Origin of the sequence: Tautonia sp. JC769 (assembly GCF_040717455.1) — a bacterium.
Taxonomy (GTDB): Bacteria; Planctomycetota; Planctomycetia; order Isosphaerales; family Isosphaeraceae; genus Tautonia.
In genome coordinates this window covers 66419-83211 of sequence record NZ_JBFEFH010000028.1, presented here as the reverse complement: position 1 = coordinate 83211, position 16793 = coordinate 66419, and the positions used below count along the sequence as shown (strand labels likewise).

The following is a 16793-nucleotide window of genomic DNA, read 5'->3' as shown; positions in this document are numbered from 1 at the left end:
CTACCGCCGCGAAGCCTTCCGCGACTTCCACAAATCCCTCCAGGCGCTCGACCGCCTCCGCGCCGAACGCTCCAAGGCCCATGCCCGCGAAGCCAAGCTGATGGACGCCTCCGCCTCCCGCCGGTCCGAGGCTCCCGCCTACGTCCCCCCGCCCCCCGATTCCCGAAACGGACCCCCTTCCGGCCCCGATTCTTCACCCCAGAATCGCCGTAACCCTCAATCGGCCAACGAACTCCGCAACGCCCCCGCCGAGCCTTCCGCCGCCCCCGCCGAGCGCACCGACGGGCGCACCATCGAGCGCACCGCGCCCGATCGCACCGCCTCCGGCTGGTTCCGCGACCCGCAGGCCGCCCCCCGAGGCCCCTCCGCCTCCCCCGATCGCCCCTGACTCCTCCCCCCTTTCTTCCTCGACCCTCTCCCAACCGCCCCCCTCCGGGGCCGGTCCCGATCGCCGACCGCACCGCCCCCCCGGGTGCCAGGGAGGGGACCGCTCGCAGAGACGCCGAGCCGCAAAGAAGACGAGCCTTTGTAGGGTCCGCTGTGCGGACCGATCTCCTGGCAGGGTCGAGGGATCGGTCCGCACAGCGGCCCCTACGAGCGATCACTGATCCAGGCGATCCGGTATGACACCGGTCATGGGACCTCGCGCAGGGCTGCGGAGCCACGGAGAAGACCTCGGACCGGCCCCGACCTCCTCCCTTCGCTCCCCTCTTCCCTCCTCTCCTCGCCTCTCCGTCTCTGCGCCCAATCCCTCCCCCCTGGCCGCCCCTCCCCCGGCCGGCTACGATCGAACCGACCGGTCGCCCGGCCGCCAGGACCGAAGGCCGTCCCACGATCGAAGCGAGGGGAACCCGTCTGATGAAGCTCCTGCGTCCGCTCCCGTCCCTCACGGCCGTCCCCCTCCTGCTCGCCGCGCTCGGGGCCGAGCTCGCCCTGTCGGCCTCCCCTCCCCGACCCCCTCAGGAACCGGCCCCGGCCGAGGGGGGGATCCCGACGCCCGAGTACGCCGAGCGTCGCCGGCGCCTGCTCGACACCCTCGGCGCCCCCGGGCCGGTCGTCATCCGGGGGGCCGAGCCGCCGGCCGAGGACTACCTCCGGTTCCGCCAGCGGAACGACTTCCTCTACCTCTCCGGCATCGACCAGCCGGGCGCCCTGCTCCTGATCACGCCCCCCCCGCCCGACGACCCCGACGCCCCCCCCCGGGCCGTCGCCTTCCTCCCCCCCTTCAACCCCTTCGCCGAGCGCTGGAGCGGCCCCCAGGTCGTCCCCGGCCCCGATACCGCCGCCCGCTTCAAGCTCGATGCCGCCCTGCCCCTCGGCGACTTCGACGCCCAGCTCGCCGCCGCCCTCGGCCTCTCCCCCTCCGAGGATGACGGCGACGGCGACGGCGACTCCGCCCCGGCCGATCCCCCCGCCCTGTTCACCCACCTCGCCCGGGGCCGGGACGCCGAGCACTCGGCCGACGGCCGGTTCGAAGCCCGCCTGAAACAGCTCGCCCCCGGGGTTCCCCTGCGGGACCTCTCGGGAGGCATCGCCTCGCTCCGCCTCATCAAGTCCGAGGCCGAGCTGGCCCTCATCCAGGCGGCGATCGACATGACCATCGAGGGCCACCGCGACGCCGCCCGGGTCATCCGCCCCGGGGCGTTCGAGTACGAGGCCCAGGGGGCCCTCGAGTACGCCTTCACCCGCAACGGCGCCCGGCGCCCGGCCTTCGCCTCGATCGTCGGCGCCGGCCCGAACAGCGTCATCCTCCACTACAACGCCAACCGCCGGCGGATGCAGGACGGCGACCTCGTCGTCATCGACGTCGGGGCCGAGTTCCACGCCTACGCCGCCGACATCACCCGGACCTACCCCGTCTCCGGCCGCTTCAACGACCGCCAGCGCGCCGTCTACCGGCTCGTCCTCGACGCCCAGCGCGCCGCCGAGGCCGTCTTCGAGCCAGGCAAGACCACCCTGGCCGACCTCCAGCGCGCCGCCGCCGACTGCATGAAGGCCAGCCCGCTCCGCGACGCCGAAGGGCGCACCCTCGACCGCTCCTTCGTCCACGGCATCGGCCACTGGCTGGGCATGGACGTGCACGACGTCGGCAGCACCCGCCGGCCGATCCCCGCCGGCGCCGTCTTCACGATCGAGCCGGGCATCTACCTCGCCGACGAGCAGCTCGGCGTCCGGATCGAGGACGACTACCTCGCCACCGAGGACGGCCTGGTGAAGCTCAGCGCCGCCCTGCCCTCGGAGCCGGACGAGATCGAGGCGTTGATGGCGACGTCGGCCGCTCCTGCCGATCCCGATCAGCCGGTGCCGTGATGGCGGATCAGCTCCACCACCTGCTCGTCATCCGGCGGCCCGAGCGTGGGCAGGGCGGCCGACAATACGGCCGCGATCGCCCCCTCGGGCGCGAAGATCGGCACGGCCACCGACCGCTCGGCCCCGAAGGCCCGCAGCCAGTAGCCCGAGCCCACCTCGACCGGCAACCGGCCGGCCACCGAGATCGACGCCGCCCGCTCGACCACGGCGTTGACGATCCCCAGGTCGGTCCGGTCGAGCGAGACGTCGCGCGACGCCTCGCGGAACCGCCTCGCCACGTCTTCCGGCATGTCCGGCGCCGGGGCGAAGGCCGCCAGCTCCAGCCGGTCTCCTCGGTAGAACCACAGACCCGTCGCTCTCGCGTCGAGGAACTTCCTGAGCGCCTCGACATGATCGCCGGTCGTTCGCCCGTTGGTTTCGGACATCGTTGCCTCGGCGACAGGGCGGCGTGGAGAGGGGGGGCGCCGCCGCCTTTCGGATGACCAGGGAGATGAGGGGGAAGCCGCGTTTGCAAAAGGTCCGGTCCGGCGCCGCGAGGCCTGTCTCCGCCGTTCGGCGCCGACCCAGGGTCTCAAAGGTCCGCTCCGGCCCGGTCCGAGCGACCAATCGACCGATCGACCCACTTACTTGATGCCGAGCAGCTCGACCTCGAAAATCAAGGTCGCATTGGGAGGAATGACTCCCCCGGCTCCTCGGGCGCCGTATCCTTCTTCCGGGGGGATCGTCAGCTTCCGAAGCCCGCCGACCTGCATGCCGGCCACCCCGACGTCCCAGCCCCGGATCACCTGACCGGCTCCCAGCGCGAAGGCGAACGGCTGGCCTCGATCCCGAGAACTATCAAATTTCGTACCGTCTTCGAGCGTCCCCACGTAATGCACCGACACGGTCTGACCCGCCTTGGCTTCCGGCCCGGTCCCCGGCGTCAGGTCTTCGATCTTCGTTGCGAAATCCGCCATCGCGGCCACCTGCCCCAAAATTCGAAACAAAGCGCAATGTTCGGCCCGATCGACGGACGATCCGGCCATCCTTGACCACGATCGTACGGCCAGAACGCCGGGCCAGCAACCGGAATCCCCTTTTTGATCGCGGCCGATCGTCCGACCGCCCCAACATTCTCCCGTCTCATCCGTTCCAGAATCGTGTGTCTGCGTCGTATCCTGGCCTGGCCCTTTTGATCATGTTCGGAACCAGTTGGACTCGCCCGGAGCGCCCCGCGATGCGTCAGAGTGTCCACGTCAGCGTCTCGACCCACGGCCACCGGCACCTGGCCTCGACCGGATCGCCCTGGGAGCCGAAGGTCGGCTACTCGCGGGCCGTCCGGATCGGCGCGACCATCGCCGTCACCGGGACGCTCGGCCTGGAGGCCGACGGCTCGCTCGCCCCCAATGCCGGGGCGCAGGCCCGCCGGGCGTTGGCGATCATCCTGGCCAGCATCGAGGCCCTCGGCGGCTCGGCCTCCGACGTGATCCGGACCCGGATCTACGTCACCAATCTCGACCACTGGCCCGAGATCGCCGAGGAGCACGCCGAGGTCTTCGCCGCCATCCGGCCGGCCACCACCATGGTCGAGGTCTCCCGCCTGATGACCCCCGAGGCCCTCGTCGAGATCGAGGCCGACGCCGTCGTCTCGGCCGAGCGCCCCTGAGCCGCCCTTCGCCGGCCACAAGCCTCTTCAAGACTGCAAACACTGATGGGATCGCCCCGCCCCGGCCGGGCGGTCCCGAGGGAGCACCGCCGGGCCGACCCCCGATCCGGCCCCGATCGTCCCACGACGGATTCCCCCGCGCCCCCGGCCTTCGGGCCTCCCCGCAAGGGAACTCCGGATCGATATGCGTCCCGCGTCACTCCGCCGATTCCCCGAGCAGTTCCCCCGGCGCCTCCCGGCCGGCCAGGCGGTACATGTAGGCCGCCAGGGCCCGGATCTGCCCCTCGTCGAAGGCCGAATCCCAGCCGGCCATCTGGGTGCCGGGCACCCCTTTGGCGATGACGGCGATCACCTGGTCGGGCTGGTCGCCGTGTTTCCAATCGTCGTCGGTCAGGTCGCCCGGCCCCGGCCCCGAAAGCCCCCGGGCGATCGGCCCGTCTCCCCGGCCCGAGTTGCCGTGGCAGGACGAGCACCGCGCCTCGAACAGCCGCTTCCCCTCGGCCACGGCCCCGCCGGACGCTCCTCCCCCTCCCCCCGCTCCCGGGGGCATCAACGACCGGCCCGCGATCGCCGCCACCACCAGGACCGCCACCACGGCCACGACGATCAGGAACCCTCGCCCACCCGTCGAGGAACCACCACCGCCCGGCATCGCATCGAGATCGTCGTCCACCGTCATCCCCCCTGGGATCGTCTCTGGCACGCCCGGGACCGTCCCGCCTGGCCAATGCGCCCGCAATGCTCGCCCGATCCCGGGATCGGACACAAGCCCAACCGAATCCATCAGAATACGGTCATAACGCTACTCCTCGGAGACGTCGTCCAGCAGGGTCAGGGCCACCACCTCATCGAGGCGGATCAGGACCCGCGCCCGGTTGCGGCGGACGCCGAGCCGGGCGGTGTCGACGACGTAGATCTCGCGGGTCGATCGGCCGTCGCGGAGGTCGTGCAGGTCGGCGTCGCGAAGGTCGAGGAAGGCGTCGTCGGCCTCGGCCAGGGTGCCGATGCAGACGAACGGCGAGGTCAGGTCCACGACGACCGGGCGGCCGAGGTAGTCGTCGAGCAAGGCGGAGCGGTCGGTCATGGCGCGGGTCCTTCGGGCGGTCGGGGGCGGTGGTCGGAGGGGTCGAGGTTCGGGGCAAGCGTCCGGCCCGTTCGGCCGGGCCGAGGCCCCTCGGAATCCCTGGGATGGCCCCTTCGGAATCGAAGGGGAGAAGCGGGCCCGGCTCGCCTTGACGGATTCTAAGGGGGAGGATAGGGTCCGGCCACCATGTCCAACCATATCTCCTCCATCGTCGTCGGCCTGGGCGTCGCCGTGTCCGCGTTACCGATCGTGGCCGTGGCCGGGCCCCCGCCCGTCCCCTCGGCCGCGCAATCGGCCTCGGACGACGGCATGCCGCCCGCCGACCTGGTGCCGGTCGAGGGATCGCTCGCGGCGCCTCCGTCGTCCCTGGCCTCGCCCGAGGGGGAGGCCACGGCACCGTCCCGGACGGTGCTCCTGATGAAAGACGGCCACGTCAAGATCCTCGATGGCCCGGCCACCGAGGACCGCGTGGACCATATTATCACGCTCGACATCGGCCAGATCCGGATCCCGAAGGCCCAGGTCGAGCAACGCTTCGGCTCGCTCCGCGAGGCGTACGAGTACCAGCGCGACCACCTGCCCGACCGCGACCCGGACGAGCACCTGCGCCTGGCCCGCTGGTGCCTGACCCACGGCATGCAGGCCGAGGCCGCCGAGCAGCTCAACGCCCTGCTCTCCTGGAGCCCCGACGACGTCACGGCCAAGAACATGCTCCGCAACCTCAGCATCGCGAGCCGCGACCAGGGGGCCCGAGACACCGGGGTGGTCCGCACCGGAGTCTATCCCGGCCGGGGCGGCAACGAGCCGAGGGAGCTGGACGTCTCGGTCCTCGGGCAGCTTCGGGCGTTCAGGGGGAGGATTCCGCCCCCGGTCGTCTTCGACCTGCCCGAGCCGCTCGCCGTGCGACGCTTCCAGGAGTACGGCCAGACGGTCCACCGGGTGCTCCAGGTCCGTTGCGCGAGCTGTCACGACGAATCCTCCGATCGCAACTTCCGGATCATCCGGGCCCGCGACCCGAAGGACCTGACCAATGCGATGCTCGTCCGGACGAACCTCGACGCCACGCTCGGCCTGATCGACCGGACGAATCCGGGGCACAGCCCGCTCCTGATCAACGCGATCATGCCGCACGGGCCGGACCAGAAGGCGATCCTCGCCAACCCGAACTCGCCCGAGTACCGGGCCATGTGGAGCTGGGTCGAATCGCTCCGACGCGACGCGACCCAGACGGCGCAGGCCGAGGCCCCCGCGCCCGACGCCCAGTTCGTGCCGGCCGCCGGATCGGCCCCGGCCGGATACCCGCAGCAAGGCTACGGCCCGGCCCCGGGCATGCAGGCCAACCCCGGATTCGGCGGCGGCTTCGCGGCGCAGCGGGGCGGCCCGGGACAACCCCAGCCGCCACAAAGCGCGGCGCAGGCCCCGGGCCCGTACCCGGTCGCGGGGGCGACGCCGTACCCGAACGCGATCAATCAGCAGATCCAGATGGATGCCGTCCACCCGTCGGCCCCGGAGGATCTGGACTTCCAGACCGTCTCGCCGCTGTTCGGCTCGCCCGACTCGGCGGCCTTGACGATCAACGGCCGGACGGTCCAGCCACCCTCGGCGACCCCGAACGTGCCGGCCCCCGGCACGATCGGCCCGGGGGCGATCCCGCCTCCTGGGAGCCTGCCGCCGGGCGGAGTGATGCCCCCGAACGCGGCCGGGAACCCGGGGATCGCGCCCCCTCCCGGGTTCGTGCTGCCGCCCGGGGCCACCATCCCCGGCACCACCAATGGCCCGGGGACGACCGGCCCGCCGGGGGCCCCTCGGCCGACGGCACCGCCCCCCGGGTCGGCCCCGGCACCGGCTTCCGGCATCGGGTCGGCACCGGCCCCGGCTCCGGACAAGAACGGGATCGTGACCATGCCCGACGGCTCGAAGATGATGCAACTGCCCGACGGCGAGCTGGTCCCGTTCATGGACAAGGCGGCCATCAACCAGGCGGAGGAGGCCCCCCGGGGCGACTCCTCCTTGCAAATCGACCCCGCCCTGCTCGAGCGCCTGCAGCGCCGGCGGATGGGCAACGCTCCCTGAGCCCTTGCCCCTTGCCCCCTTCGGCGGTGCCGAGGGGGCCTCGACCCGACGTTTCAAAAGGGGCCTGCCCTCCGACTCGACCTCGGAAGGCAGGCCCCTTGTTTTATTCTCACATCAACACTTAGGAACGCCCCGCCGATCGGGCACAGGGCGTCGGGGGACGGAGCCCCCTTCCTGCGGGAATTCCCGCACCCCCGCTCCGGATTCTCTTGCAGGAGGGGGCTCCGTCCCCGATCCGGATCTCCGCGAAGGAGGGGGCCCTGCCCTCGATCGGGATTCCTCGACCGGGGGGAAACCGCCCTAGCCGAGGACGAGGCGGGAGATGACGGCCCCGGCCGCTCCTGCCGAGGCGAGGGCGACGACGCGGAGGCGTCGGGTGTAGTAGCCCCGGGTCGCCTCGTCGAGCCGGATGTAGAGGGCGAGGATCGCCAGGCAGGAGAGGGCGAAGCCGCCCACGCCGCCGAGGATCGTCAGGCGACGGGCCCCGACCTCGCGCCGGTAGGCGTTGAGGAACGCCTCGCGATGGTCGGGGGAGAGCTCGGCCCGCACGGCGGCGACGTAGAGGACCCGGGGCAAGGTGGACGCCCCCGGGTCGTCGGCCAGGTGGAGGCCGAGCCGGTCGAGGTCGAGCGCGATCGGCTCGACGTGGTGGTCGAGGGTCAACGCCTCGACCAGCTCGCCGGGCAAGGGCCAGCCCTCGGGGATCTCGGGGGAAAGCCACTCGGCCAACGTCTGTTCGAGCAGGGTCCGGGCGTCGCCCAGGGCGCGCTCCTCGCTGTACGAGCGGCGCCCCTTGGCCACGACCGGGCCGCCGTCGTCCTCGAAGTCGCCCCGGGGCGTGACGGCCCCCTCGGAGACGTCGGCAAACCAGGGGGGCTGCGACGCCGGCCGCGCGTCGGCGTCGAGGTCGGCGCCGAGGGCGGTCCGGTCGGCCGAGGCCGGCAGTCCCGCGGCGAGGCCGAGGGCCAGGGCAATGCTCAGGGCGATCCGGTTCATCGTGAGACGGTCCTTGCCTGCGCCGGGAGGCGAGGGTCGACGGTCGGTTGCCCCACGGCATCGCGTCGGCTCGCCCCGGCCAAGAGGGCGGGAGCGGCCCGCCCAAGACTGGTGATCATTCGCTCAGAAGGGAATTCGCTCTCGGACGGCCAAGCTTGAGGACAATCGGCCGAATCGTGTCGGGATCGGCGCCGGGATCGGCGGGGGTCAGGCCCCTCGGGCCGGCGCGAACCGGGGGTCTCGGGCGCCTCGGCTGCGGGGGCTGACCAGTTGCAGGACGACGGCGATGAGCACGAGCGAGCCGACCCCCATCGCGACCGGGGCCGGGATGAACTGCGCGCCGACGAGGCCGAGCAGGGCCGTCCAGAGGACCGGCCAGACGCGGAAGCGCCGGGAGCGGTTGCGGGCGACCAGGGCCGACCAGGGTCCGATCGCGAAGACCAGGCCGAAGTAGAACAGGGGGCCGACGGTCGCCACCCGGTGCGTCCCCAGGCCGGTCACGCCGGACCAGAGGTTGACCGGGTCGTTGCCGGCGAAGGCCACGAATTCGCCGGGCAGCTCGACGTTGGTCCAGTCGAGCGTGGTCATCAGGACGGCGCCGACGGCCATGCCGATGGCCCCGAGGGTGAAGCGGCGGGTGGCCGAGTCGATCGACCGGCCTTCCCAGAACTTCGTCGGGACCAGGAGGCTCCAGGCCCCCAGCAAGGAGGCCCCGGCGAGCACCCCGATCTGGCCGGCCACGGTCGGCCCGGGCCGGCCGTCGTACATGATCGTGACCAGCGGGATCGCCAGCAGGAGGCAGAGCGGCGCGGAGACGAGCATCGAGGTGGCGGCCTCGGCCACCCGGATCCGGGGGCTCGGCAGCGGGGGAGGCGCGTTCGGGGTCGGGGTCGTGTGCCGACGGCTCACGGCGGGGTTCGATCGCGCCGGTCGGGAGCGAGACGATCCGGGCGAGAGCAACCGGGCGGCCGGGGCCGGCGTCCGTCTCGCCTGGCGGCCGAACCGGGGGCGGAACCAGCCCCGGCCGCGGAGGGGGCGCGGGGGCATCGTGTTCGGGCCGATGTAGAGGACCGAGTCCTCCTCGCCGATGTGAAGGACGTCCTCCTGCTCGCGGTCGGTTTTCGGGTCGGGCGCGGGGGGGGCGACCGGCTCGGCCGCGGGGATCGGCCCGGCGGGGCTCGACTTCCCCTCGCCGATGAAGCGCATGTCGGGGGCCTTCGGCGCGTCCTCGGGGACGAGCAAGGCGACGGCGTCCTGGGGGCGTCGGGTCGGGTCTTTGGCCAGGGCCCGGGTGACGATCGACCGGTACGGCTCGGGCAAGGGGGAGAGGTCGGGCCGCGAGGTCAGGTGCTTCATCAGGACCTCGTGCGGCGTCTCCCCCTCGAACGGGACGCGGCCGGTGAGCATCTCGAAGATGATGATGCCGATGGCGTAGATGTCGATCGGCTTCTGGTACTTGCCGGTCGAGATCTCGGGGGCCATGTAGTGGCAGGTGCCGACGCTGGCCGAGTGGCCGGCCTCGGCGCTGTTGGCGATGAACTTCGAGAGGCCGTAGTCGCCGATCTTCACGACCCCCTCTTCCAGGAAGAGGTTGGCCGGCTTGAGGTCGCGGTGGACGATGCCGTGGTCGTGCAGGTAGGAGACGCCGTCGACCAAGCCCTTGAGCCACATGCGGGCCTCGTGGATGGGCAGGCCGTCGGGGTGCTCTTCGAGGATCTGGGCGAGGCTCGGGCCGGGGACGTACTCCATGACGACGAAGGTGTCGCCCTCGTCGGTCGTCTTCATGTCGAAGATGGTGATCAGGTGGGGGCTCTTGAGGTTCATGCACTGCTGGACGCCGCGTTTCTCGATCTCGACGTTGCGCAGCAGGAGCTTCAGGGCGACGTCCTTGCCGGCGTCGGAGACGGCGTAGTAGACCTCGCCGAAGCCGCCTCGGCCGATGGCCCGCTTGATGGTGTAGCCGTCGAGCGGCCGGTCGCCCGAGCCGAAGAAGTAGCGTTCGCTCAGCCGGCCGTTCGATTGGGGGGAGCGATCGCGGTCGGTCATCGGGGGGTGCTCCGCGGCGAAGGGCGCCGACCCGTCGGCAATCGGCCGGGGGGCGTAGGCCGGCGTGTGGGCGATCGTCTCGGCCAGCGGCTCGCCGGATTTGGGTCGGGCCAGGGGGTTCATCGGGAAGAGACTCCGTCGGCGAGAGTTCGGGTCGGGCTCAGCCGGTCGTGGTCGCGGTCGCGGTCGCGATGCAAGGGGCTCGGGCTTCGGGGCGATCGGGGGGGGCCCCATCATCGAGTCGGACTCCCAGGATACCGTATGAATCAGACACGAGTCGCGGGCCGGGGTTCAAGGGGTTCGAGGCTGAAGGAGAACCCCTCGCCCTTGACGGCGGAGGTCAGGGTCAGGGGGGCCCGCGAGAGGGCCGGGGCGCCGTCGACCTCGAAGCTGCCGGGGCATCGGCACCAGAGGGTGTCGGCCTGGCGGAAGAGGACGATCGGCTGGTCGAGCTTCGGGGCCGCGATGTGGCACTGGCGGGTCGGCCCGATCAGGCAGGACTGGGCCATGAGCAGGACGCCGTCGATGGCCGTCGGCGGGCGATGGCGGCTCATCAGGCGCAGGGTCGCGGTCGCGCTGACGGGGCTCGGGCGCCGGAATTCGAGCTCGACGTTGGCGCCGAGGCGGATCAGGTCGCCGTCCCGCAAGGGGGCCGAGTCGATCGCCCGGCCGTTGACGAAGGTCGGCTGCAGGGCCCGCAGGGTGTAGTGCTCGCCGTCGCGGGCGATGACGGCATGGCGGCGGGCCAGGTCGGCCAGCAAGGGGAGGTCGGCGGTGCTGTCGGGCCCGGCGCGGCCGATCGTGATCTCGTCGTCGAGGCAGACGAGGTAGCCGCCGATCACGTCGGCCCAGAGCAGGACCCGGCCATGCGGCCCCCCGTATTTCGAGGGGGGGCGGTCGGTTTGGGGAGCGGGAGCGGGATCGGGGACCGCGGGAGCGGGGGCCGGATCGGCCAGGGTGCGGTCGTCGAGGAAGCGGATCTCGGCCGTCCGGGGCCCGTGGCCCGCCGCGGAGCGCTGGGGCAGGGTCGGCACGCGGGGGCCGATGGCGCCGATCTGCTGCCAGGCCCGGCCGCGCGCCTGGCGGGCGGCGGGATGGTCGGGGACGGTCTGGAGCAGGTCCTCGGCGGCGGCGAGGATCGCCGGCCACTGGTCGGGGGTCTCGGCCAGGGTCCGGTAGAAGCGGTCGGCCTTGGTCGAGGCGGCCTGCTGGCGGGCTTCCAGCTCGCGACGGTAGGCGCCGAGGGCGTTGCCGGCGTCATTACCGGCGAGGTGCGCGGCGCGGTCGATCAGCTCGAAGGCCAGGCCGAACTCGCCGCGGCGGGCCTCGGCCCGGGCCACCTTCCAGGCCTCGGCGGCCTCCCGGAGCCGTCGGAGGGCCGGGCTGCTGAGCTTGCGGTCGGCCAGCGACTCGACCCGCTCGACGACCCGGTCGGGGGCCCCGGAGGCCAGGTCGGTCCGGAGGTCGTCGGCCGCGCGATCGGCGAGCGTCGACCGGCAGGAGGCGAGCAGGTCGGGGGCCGCGCCGAAGGACTCGGCCGTGTCGAGGTCGCTCAGGGCGCCGTCGAGGTCGTCGGCCCTGGCGCGTCGGGAGGCGCGCTGGACCAGCTCCTTGGCCCACTTGCCGCGGAGGACGACGGCCTGCCGGTACTCGGCCACGTCGGCCCGGGAGGCCAGCGCGAGCGCCTCGTCGAGCCGCCCGGCCCGGGCCGACTCCTCCGCCTGCTTCAAGACGACTCGCCAATGTCCCAACATGGTGGAGTTGCCGCCCTGGTTGACGTTGCCCATGGGGGTGTCCTGTTCGCCTGCCCCTGCCCTTGCCGCCGACTCGTTGCCGGGCCGGGCCCGGCCCGTCGCAACCGATCCCGAGTCAGTCCAGGTCATTCGTGGTGTGGTGTTGCGATGCCGTCCGATGCGAAGCGATGCGATGGTCTGGATCAAACATGGTCGGCGGGCCGGCTCGGGGCGAGGCATGATGGCCTCGATCGTTGCGTCGGCCGGTTGGCAGTGCGGCTCGAACGGCCCGCGATCCGTTTCGCCCGGCTTGCACGACGGACGGGACGGGACGGGAGAATCCGGGGGGATCGGGGACCGTTGCCGAGCGGGAGTCCCGGGCGACGCTCGCCCCGGATCGGGTCGCATTTGCGTGGCGACGGCCCGGGCCTCCTCGGGAAGCTATTCGTCGGGCAGGCCGATCAATTGGGAGGAATACCGCCGATTCTCGGAGGGGGCGGGACCGGGGCAGGCCCCGGGCCAGGCCGATCCGCCAACGGCGGAAGCCCGAACCCGCGTCGTCCCGGAAGGTTCCGGAGCCGACGCGGGCCGGGCCATTGCGATCGCCGAAGGAGGGCCGACCCGGGCGTTTGCAGCTCGGGTCGGCGAGAGCGAGCGGTCAGACCGTCCGGAGGCCGGTCATCAGGTGGCCGGGGTCGGCTCGGGGGCCGGGGAGAGGTTCAGGCCTTCCAGGGCCGACTCGACCTCGGAGGAGATGTCGCGGTCCGGGGCGACCTCGACCTTCACCCCCTGCTCGATGTAACGCCCTTCCAGCTCGGCCTTTCGGGCCATGACTTCGAGCTGCTTGTCCAGGTCGGCGATCGTCTTCTTGGCCTGGGACAGGGGGGTCGTGTCGAAGGTGAATTCGTTGCTCGCCTGCTCGGCCTTGATCTGGGCCAGGCGGCTCTCGATGGCCTCGATCTTGACCATCAGGTCCTTCTTCTGGGCGGTCATCTCGTCGAGGGCCCGCTGGATGGCGAAGGTCCGCTCGACCTTGGCCTTGAGCGTCTGCTCGAGGCTGTCGACCGTCTCCTGGGTCCGGTTGAACGTGTCGAGGCGGCGGGCCAGGTCGGCCTTGACCTCCTCGGCGGTGTAGGTGACGCCGCTGGTCAGCTGCAGGCGGCCCTTGTCGAGCCCCTCCTTCAGGGCGAGCATCTCCTTGCCCTGGGTCTGGAGGTTGGCCTTGGCCACCTGAATCTCCTGCTTCAGGGCGTCGACCTCGACCTGGGCACGGGCCAGGGACTCGATGCTCTCCATGATCGCCGGCTCGAGCGCGGCGACCTGCTGGCGGGCCTCGTCAATCTTGTACTCGATGGGCACCTGCGACTGGGCCAGCGCCCGGGCCTGTTCGACGGCCGTCCGGGCATGATATTTCGCCGAGGTCCCGAATAGGAGCCCCAGCACCGCCACGCCCAGGCCAGCCCCGACGACTGCCTTCTTGACCGTCTTGCACATCTTCGATACTCCTCGTAGATTCCCGAATCTTCGCTTCGGCGTTCGCTCAATGTCGAGTGGTTCGGCCGCTTCGATGGACCCGGGTGCTGCCGGCGATTGGCCGGCGTCGTCCGGTTCCCGGAGTCGGCCGCTCTAACAGGAATTCGGACCTCGGCGCCGATTATTCGGGAAATCCGCGCCGGAGCCACCCGATTGGGTCCGAGGGGCGGGTGATTGCCCCCTCTTCGTGCCGGGGGATGCGGCGATCGCCCTGGCCTGGCCGAGGCGGGCCGGCCGTCGGGGGCCGGGGCCGGTTTCGTGTCGCCGCTTGTGTTTTCCCCCGCAGACGAAATCGGGTGCCGGCGGTGGCCCCTTCCTACTTGTCTTCGGAGAGGTCCGATCGATAAATTCAGGAACTGGGGATGCGACCCGCTTGCACGATAGGCATTGCGGGCGTATCTCCTTGATCATGGCCATTCTCGCCGGCGAAACGCGGTCATCACGATCGCGAGACGACGGCCGACGGGTTCGGGGACGGGATCGGGCGCACCGCCTCCCCTTTCTGTAGTTCTTTTTGGTCGAGACGGGACAGGACAGGGCACTCGGGCAAGGCCGAGCGGGGCATCCTCCGTGGCGATCGGGTTGCGTAAGCCGGGACCGTTGAGGGACACCACATGAAATCATTGAGCAGCGCGTTGGTGATCGTCATGGGCGGAGCGATCCTCGCCCCGGCGGGATCGGCCGCGGCCGTCCCGTCGAGCGATGACGATCGCCTTGCCGTCCGGGCGGCGATGGAGGCGTTCGTCTCGGCCTTCAATGCCGCCGACCCGAAGGCCATTGCTTCCCAATGGACCGAGCAGGGAGAGTACATCGACGAGCAAGGGGCGGCGATTCGGGGCCGAGAGGCGCTGGAGGAGGGGTTCACCGCCTTCTTCGAGGCCGCCCCCCGGGCCAGGGCGGAGCTCCATCCCGAGGCGTTGCGGTTCCTCTCCCGGGACCTCGCCGTGGACGAGGGGCGGGTGACGATCCGGTTCGAGGACGCTCGCGGCTCGACCCGGGCGTTCTACCGCGCCTTGCTCGCCCGGGACGGCGACCGGTGGCTCCTGGCGTCGCTCCAGGAGACGACCGACACCGGGCCGTCGCTCGAGGAGCTCGACTGGCTGGTCGGGCAGTGGAAGTCGACCGATCCGGGTGGGGCGGAGGTCGCGACCCGATACTCCTGGAACGAGAGCAAGACGTTCCTGATCGGCCATTTCACGATCGAATTCGACGAGCGCATCCTGGACGGCGTGCAGGTCATCGGGATTGACCCGGCGACCGGCGGCATCCGCTCCTGGACCTTCGAGGCGGAAGGCGGGATCGGCGAGGCCGACTGGCAGCAGGACGACCAGAAGCACTGGACCTTCGTCACCGAGGCGACCCTGGCCGACGGGTCGAGCGTGACCGCGACCAACATCCTCCGGCGCGTCGACGACGACACCTTCACGCTCCAATCGACCGGCCGCGCGATCGGCGAGGAGGCGCTGCCCGACATGCCGCCGGTCAGGGTTTCCCGGGTGACCGCGGCGCCTTGATCCGCCGACCGTTGCGATCCGCCCCTTCAGACCGTTTCGACGCCGACACACCTCATCGAACCACCAACCGGGAACGGGCCATCATGAGACGCTTCATCTCCACGCTCTGGGTGACGGTGTTCTGCCTGATCTTCATCACGGCCGAGGTCCATGCCCAGCGCGGCCGAGGTGGCGGAGGGATGCGCGGCGGCGGCGGAGGGATGCGCGGCGGCGGCGGGTTCAGCGGCGGCGGCGGCGGCATGTCCCGAGGCGGCGGCGGGTTCAGCGGCGGCGGCGGCGGCATGTCCCGAGGCGGCGGCGGGTTCAGCGGCGGCGGCATGCCCGGCGGGATGTCCTCGCGGGGCGGCATGCCCCAGCGGGGCGGGTTCGGCGGCGGCCTGCCGACCGCCAGCCCATCGGTCAGCCGGGGGACGGCCGCGGCCGGGCCGTTCGGCGGGTCGGGCACGGGCCAGGTGACTTCCCGCGGCACGACCGGCGCCAGGGGCGGGCAGTTCCAGGCCGGCTCCGGCTCGGGCAGCTACACCACGAACCGGGGCGGCACGATCGATTACGGCGGCGCCGGCGCGGGAGGCACGGGACCCGGCGGCGTCTCGGCGGGGCGGGGCGTCTACGGCCTACAGGGCACCACGGCCGGCGGGCGCGAGTACACCAATTACGGCCGGGTCGGCGGCGTGTCCGGCCCCGGCGGGAACACGCTCGCCGGCCGCTCCAGCGTCGGCTCGGTGACGGGAGAACGGGGGACCGCGTACGGGGCCTCGCGGGGCGTGGCCGGCGTCGGCGCCGAAGGGGCGTTCGGCGGGACGAGGCGAGCCGGTGTCGCTTCCGGAGAACAGGGCCTCGTCGCCTCAGGAAGTCGGGCCGGCTTCGCGACCGGGGCCGAGGGAGTGGTCGCGGGGGGCACCCGAAGAGGCATCGCGGCGGGGGAATACGGGGGCGTTGCCGGATCCAGAGGGACCTTCTACGCCTCGTCGAGCGACCTGGCGGCCCGGGGCGATTACGCGAGGCGAGCCTACGTCGGCACCCCTTACTTCGGGCGGGCCTGGATCGGCGGGTACCCCTCCGCCTGGATTGCCCCGGCCGCCTGGACCACCGCGGCCATGCTCGACTGGGCGACCCTCTCGACCTACTGCGGCTATCCGGCCCAGGGGGTTTACTACGACTACGGCAGCAACGTCGTGGCTCAGGACGACTCGATGTACATCGACGGGAACCCGGCCGGCACGACCGAGCAGTATGCCGAGCAGGCGACCGAACTGGCCGCCAGGGGGGCCGCGACCGAGGTCGATCCGAACGGCGATTGGCAACTGATCGGCGTCTTCGGGATCGTGCCGCCGGACGAAGGCCAGCCGAACGAGTATTTTCAGATCTTGATCAATCCCCAGGGGATCCTCCGGGGCAACTACTACAACTCGACCGACGACTCGGTGATCCCGATCGCCGGGGCGGCCAGCGGGACCACCTACCAGGCGGCCTGGATGATCGGCGACCAGACCGTGCCGGTCTTCGAGGTCGGCATCGCGAACCTGACCCGGGACGAGACCACCATGCTCATCCACGATCAGCAGGGCGAACCGATCCAGGTCATGCTGGCCCGCATGCCCTCGCCGCCGCCCGACGGCGCCCCGCAAGGCGGAGGCGGCCCGGCCACCGCCCCTTGAGCGTCCCGCCGAGGGGGCAGCAGAGCGATGGCGCGATCCCGCCTCGCCGACAACGACCCGCGGAATCGTCCCCGGCTCGCGTGGAGTCGGGCGGCCGCAGTTCCGGACGAGGCGGCCCGCCGCGGGGCCGTCCTTGCTCGACGTGAATGGTGCAACCCGCGACCGGGACGGGTGAGGCGAGTGACCTCAGGGACCTGACCG

Annotated in this window: 13 protein-coding genes and 1 pseudogene; 6 read left to right on the top strand and 8 right to left on the bottom strand. The window is 71.8% G+C overall.

Annotated features, from left to right (window positions below):
- Both AB1L88_RS22385 and AB1L88_RS22380 read left to right on the top strand, forming a co-directional pair.
- A pseudogene (locus tag AB1L88_RS22385) lies at positions 1–388 on the top strand (hypothetical protein); the annotation flags it as partial.
- 470 nt (positions 389–858) lie between these two features.
- Positions 859–2310 (top strand): aminopeptidase P N-terminal domain-containing protein, encoded by a 1452-nt coding sequence (locus tag AB1L88_RS22380; protein WP_367098917.1) that lies wholly within the window; start codon positions 859–861, stop codon positions 2308–2310.
- On the opposite strand, the gene AB1L88_RS22375 is transcribed toward AB1L88_RS22380, so the two are convergent.
- Together AB1L88_RS22375 and AB1L88_RS22370 are read right to left on the bottom strand one after the other, a co-directional pair.
- Complete coding sequence (locus tag AB1L88_RS22375; RefSeq protein ID WP_367098916.1) at positions 2295–2735, bottom strand: hypothetical protein; 441 nt, start codon at positions 2733–2735, stop codon at positions 2295–2297. The two genes, AB1L88_RS22380 and AB1L88_RS22375, sit on opposite strands and share 16 nt — an antisense overlap.
- Before the next feature lie 198 nt (positions 2736–2933).
- Positions 2934–3266 carry an FKBP-type peptidyl-prolyl cis-trans isomerase gene (locus tag AB1L88_RS22370; RefSeq protein WP_152052433.1) on the bottom strand — a complete coding sequence of 111 codons (333 nt, stop codon included), beginning with the start codon at positions 3264–3266 and terminating at the stop codon, positions 2934–2936.
- Positions 3267–3526: 260 nt separating this feature from the next.
- Between AB1L88_RS22370 and AB1L88_RS22365 the strand changes: the two genes are divergently transcribed.
- The gene (locus AB1L88_RS22365; protein ID WP_367098915.1) at positions 3527–3955 is read left to right on the top strand and encodes a RidA family protein; all 429 of its coding nucleotides are present in this window, start codon (positions 3527–3529) and stop codon (positions 3953–3955) included.
- Positions 3956–4151: 196 nt separating this feature from the next.
- Here the strand turns inward: AB1L88_RS22365 and AB1L88_RS22360 are convergent, their stop codons facing one another.
- Together AB1L88_RS22360 and AB1L88_RS22355 are read right to left on the bottom strand one after the other, a co-directional pair.
- A complete protein-coding gene (locus AB1L88_RS22360) occupies positions 4152–4634 on the bottom strand; it encodes a c-type cytochrome (protein ID WP_367098914.1) in 483 nt (160 codons plus the stop codon).
- A 123-nt stretch (positions 4635–4757) separates the two neighbouring features.
- Positions 4758–5039 (bottom strand): hypothetical protein, encoded by a 282-nt coding sequence (locus AB1L88_RS22355; RefSeq protein ID WP_367098913.1) that lies wholly within the window; start codon positions 5037–5039, stop codon positions 4758–4760.
- A gap of 186 nt (positions 5040–5225) precedes the next feature.
- Here AB1L88_RS22355 and AB1L88_RS22350 point away from each other — a divergent pair, with 186 nt between their 5' ends.
- Positions 5226–7112, top strand: coding sequence for a hypothetical protein (locus AB1L88_RS22350; protein WP_367098912.1), 1887 nt, complete (start codon positions 5226–5228; stop codon positions 7110–7112).
- 300 nt (positions 7113–7412) lie between these two features.
- Here the strand turns inward: AB1L88_RS22350 and AB1L88_RS22345 are convergent, their stop codons facing one another.
- The 4 genes from AB1L88_RS22345 to AB1L88_RS22330 form a co-directional block, all read right to left on the bottom strand.
- Positions 7413–8108, bottom strand: a complete 696-nt coding sequence (locus tag AB1L88_RS22345) for a hypothetical protein (protein ID WP_367098911.1) — start codon at positions 8106–8108, stop codon at positions 7413–7415.
- 207 nt (positions 8109–8315) lie between these two features.
- Complete coding sequence (locus AB1L88_RS22340; protein WP_367098910.1) at positions 8316–10277, bottom strand: serine/threonine-protein kinase; 1962 nt, start codon at positions 10275–10277, stop codon at positions 8316–8318.
- Between the two features lie 143 nt (positions 10278–10420).
- Positions 10421–11941, bottom strand: a complete 1521-nt coding sequence (locus AB1L88_RS22335) for an FHA domain-containing protein (RefSeq protein ID WP_367098909.1) — start codon at positions 11939–11941, stop codon at positions 10421–10423.
- Between the two features lie 627 nt (positions 11942–12568).
- Positions 12569–13381 (bottom strand): hypothetical protein, encoded by an 813-nt coding sequence (locus tag AB1L88_RS22330; RefSeq protein WP_367098908.1) that lies wholly within the window; start codon positions 13379–13381, stop codon positions 12569–12571.
- Between the two features lie 653 nt (positions 13382–14034).
- Between AB1L88_RS22330 and AB1L88_RS22325 the strand changes: the two genes are divergently transcribed.
- Positions 14035–14934, top strand: a complete 900-nt coding sequence (locus AB1L88_RS22325) for an SgcJ/EcaC family oxidoreductase (RefSeq protein ID WP_367098907.1) — start codon at positions 14035–14037, stop codon at positions 14932–14934.
- A gap of 83 nt (positions 14935–15017) precedes the next feature.
- On the top strand, positions 15018–16592 hold the full coding sequence (locus AB1L88_RS22320) for a hypothetical protein (RefSeq protein ID WP_367098906.1): 1575 nt from the start codon (positions 15018–15020) through the stop codon (positions 16590–16592).
- The last annotated feature ends 201 nt before the right edge of the window (positions 16593–16793 follow it).

Excerpts from the sequence above, each read along its gene's own strand:
- AB1L88_RS22380 (WP_367098917.1), top strand. The coding sequence starts at position 859 with ATGAAGCTCCTGCGTCCGCTCCCGTCCCTCACGGCCGTCCCCCTCCTG.
- AB1L88_RS22375 (WP_367098916.1), bottom strand. The coding sequence starts at position 2,735 with ATGTCCGAAACCAACGGGCGAACGACCGGCGATCATGTCGAGGCGCTC.
- AB1L88_RS22370 (WP_152052433.1), bottom strand. The coding sequence starts at position 3,266 with ATGGCGGATTTCGCAACGAAGATCGAAGACCTGACGCCGGGGACCGGG.
- AB1L88_RS22365 (WP_367098915.1), top strand. The coding sequence starts at position 3,527 with ATGCGTCAGAGTGTCCACGTCAGCGTCTCGACCCACGGCCACCGGCAC.
- AB1L88_RS22350 (WP_367098912.1), top strand. The coding sequence starts at position 5,226 with ATGTCCAACCATATCTCCTCCATCGTCGTCGGCCTGGGCGTCGCCGTG.
- AB1L88_RS22345 (WP_367098911.1), bottom strand. The coding sequence starts at position 8,108 with ATGAACCGGATCGCCCTGAGCATTGCCCTGGCCCTCGGCCTCGCCGCG.
- AB1L88_RS22325 (WP_367098907.1), top strand. The coding sequence starts at position 14,035 with ATGAAATCATTGAGCAGCGCGTTGGTGATCGTCATGGGCGGAGCGATC.
- AB1L88_RS22335 (WP_367098909.1), bottom strand. The coding sequence starts at position 11,941 with ATGGGCAACGTCAACCAGGGCGGCAACTCCACCATGTTGGGACATTGG.
- AB1L88_RS22340 (WP_367098910.1), bottom strand. The coding sequence starts at position 10,277 with ATGAACCCCCTGGCCCGACCCAAATCCGGCGAGCCGCTGGCCGAGACG.
- AB1L88_RS22360 (WP_367098914.1), bottom strand. The coding sequence starts at position 4,634 with ATGACGGTGGACGACGATCTCGATGCGATGCCGGGCGGTGGTGGTTCC.
- AB1L88_RS22355 (WP_367098913.1), bottom strand. The coding sequence starts at position 5,039 with ATGACCGACCGCTCCGCCTTGCTCGACGACTACCTCGGCCGCCCGGTC.
- AB1L88_RS22330 (WP_367098908.1), bottom strand. The coding sequence starts at position 13,381 with ATGTGCAAGACGGTCAAGAAGGCAGTCGTCGGGGCTGGCCTGGGCGTG.
- AB1L88_RS22320 (WP_367098906.1), top strand. The coding sequence starts at position 15,018 with ATGAGACGCTTCATCTCCACGCTCTGGGTGACGGTGTTCTGCCTGATC.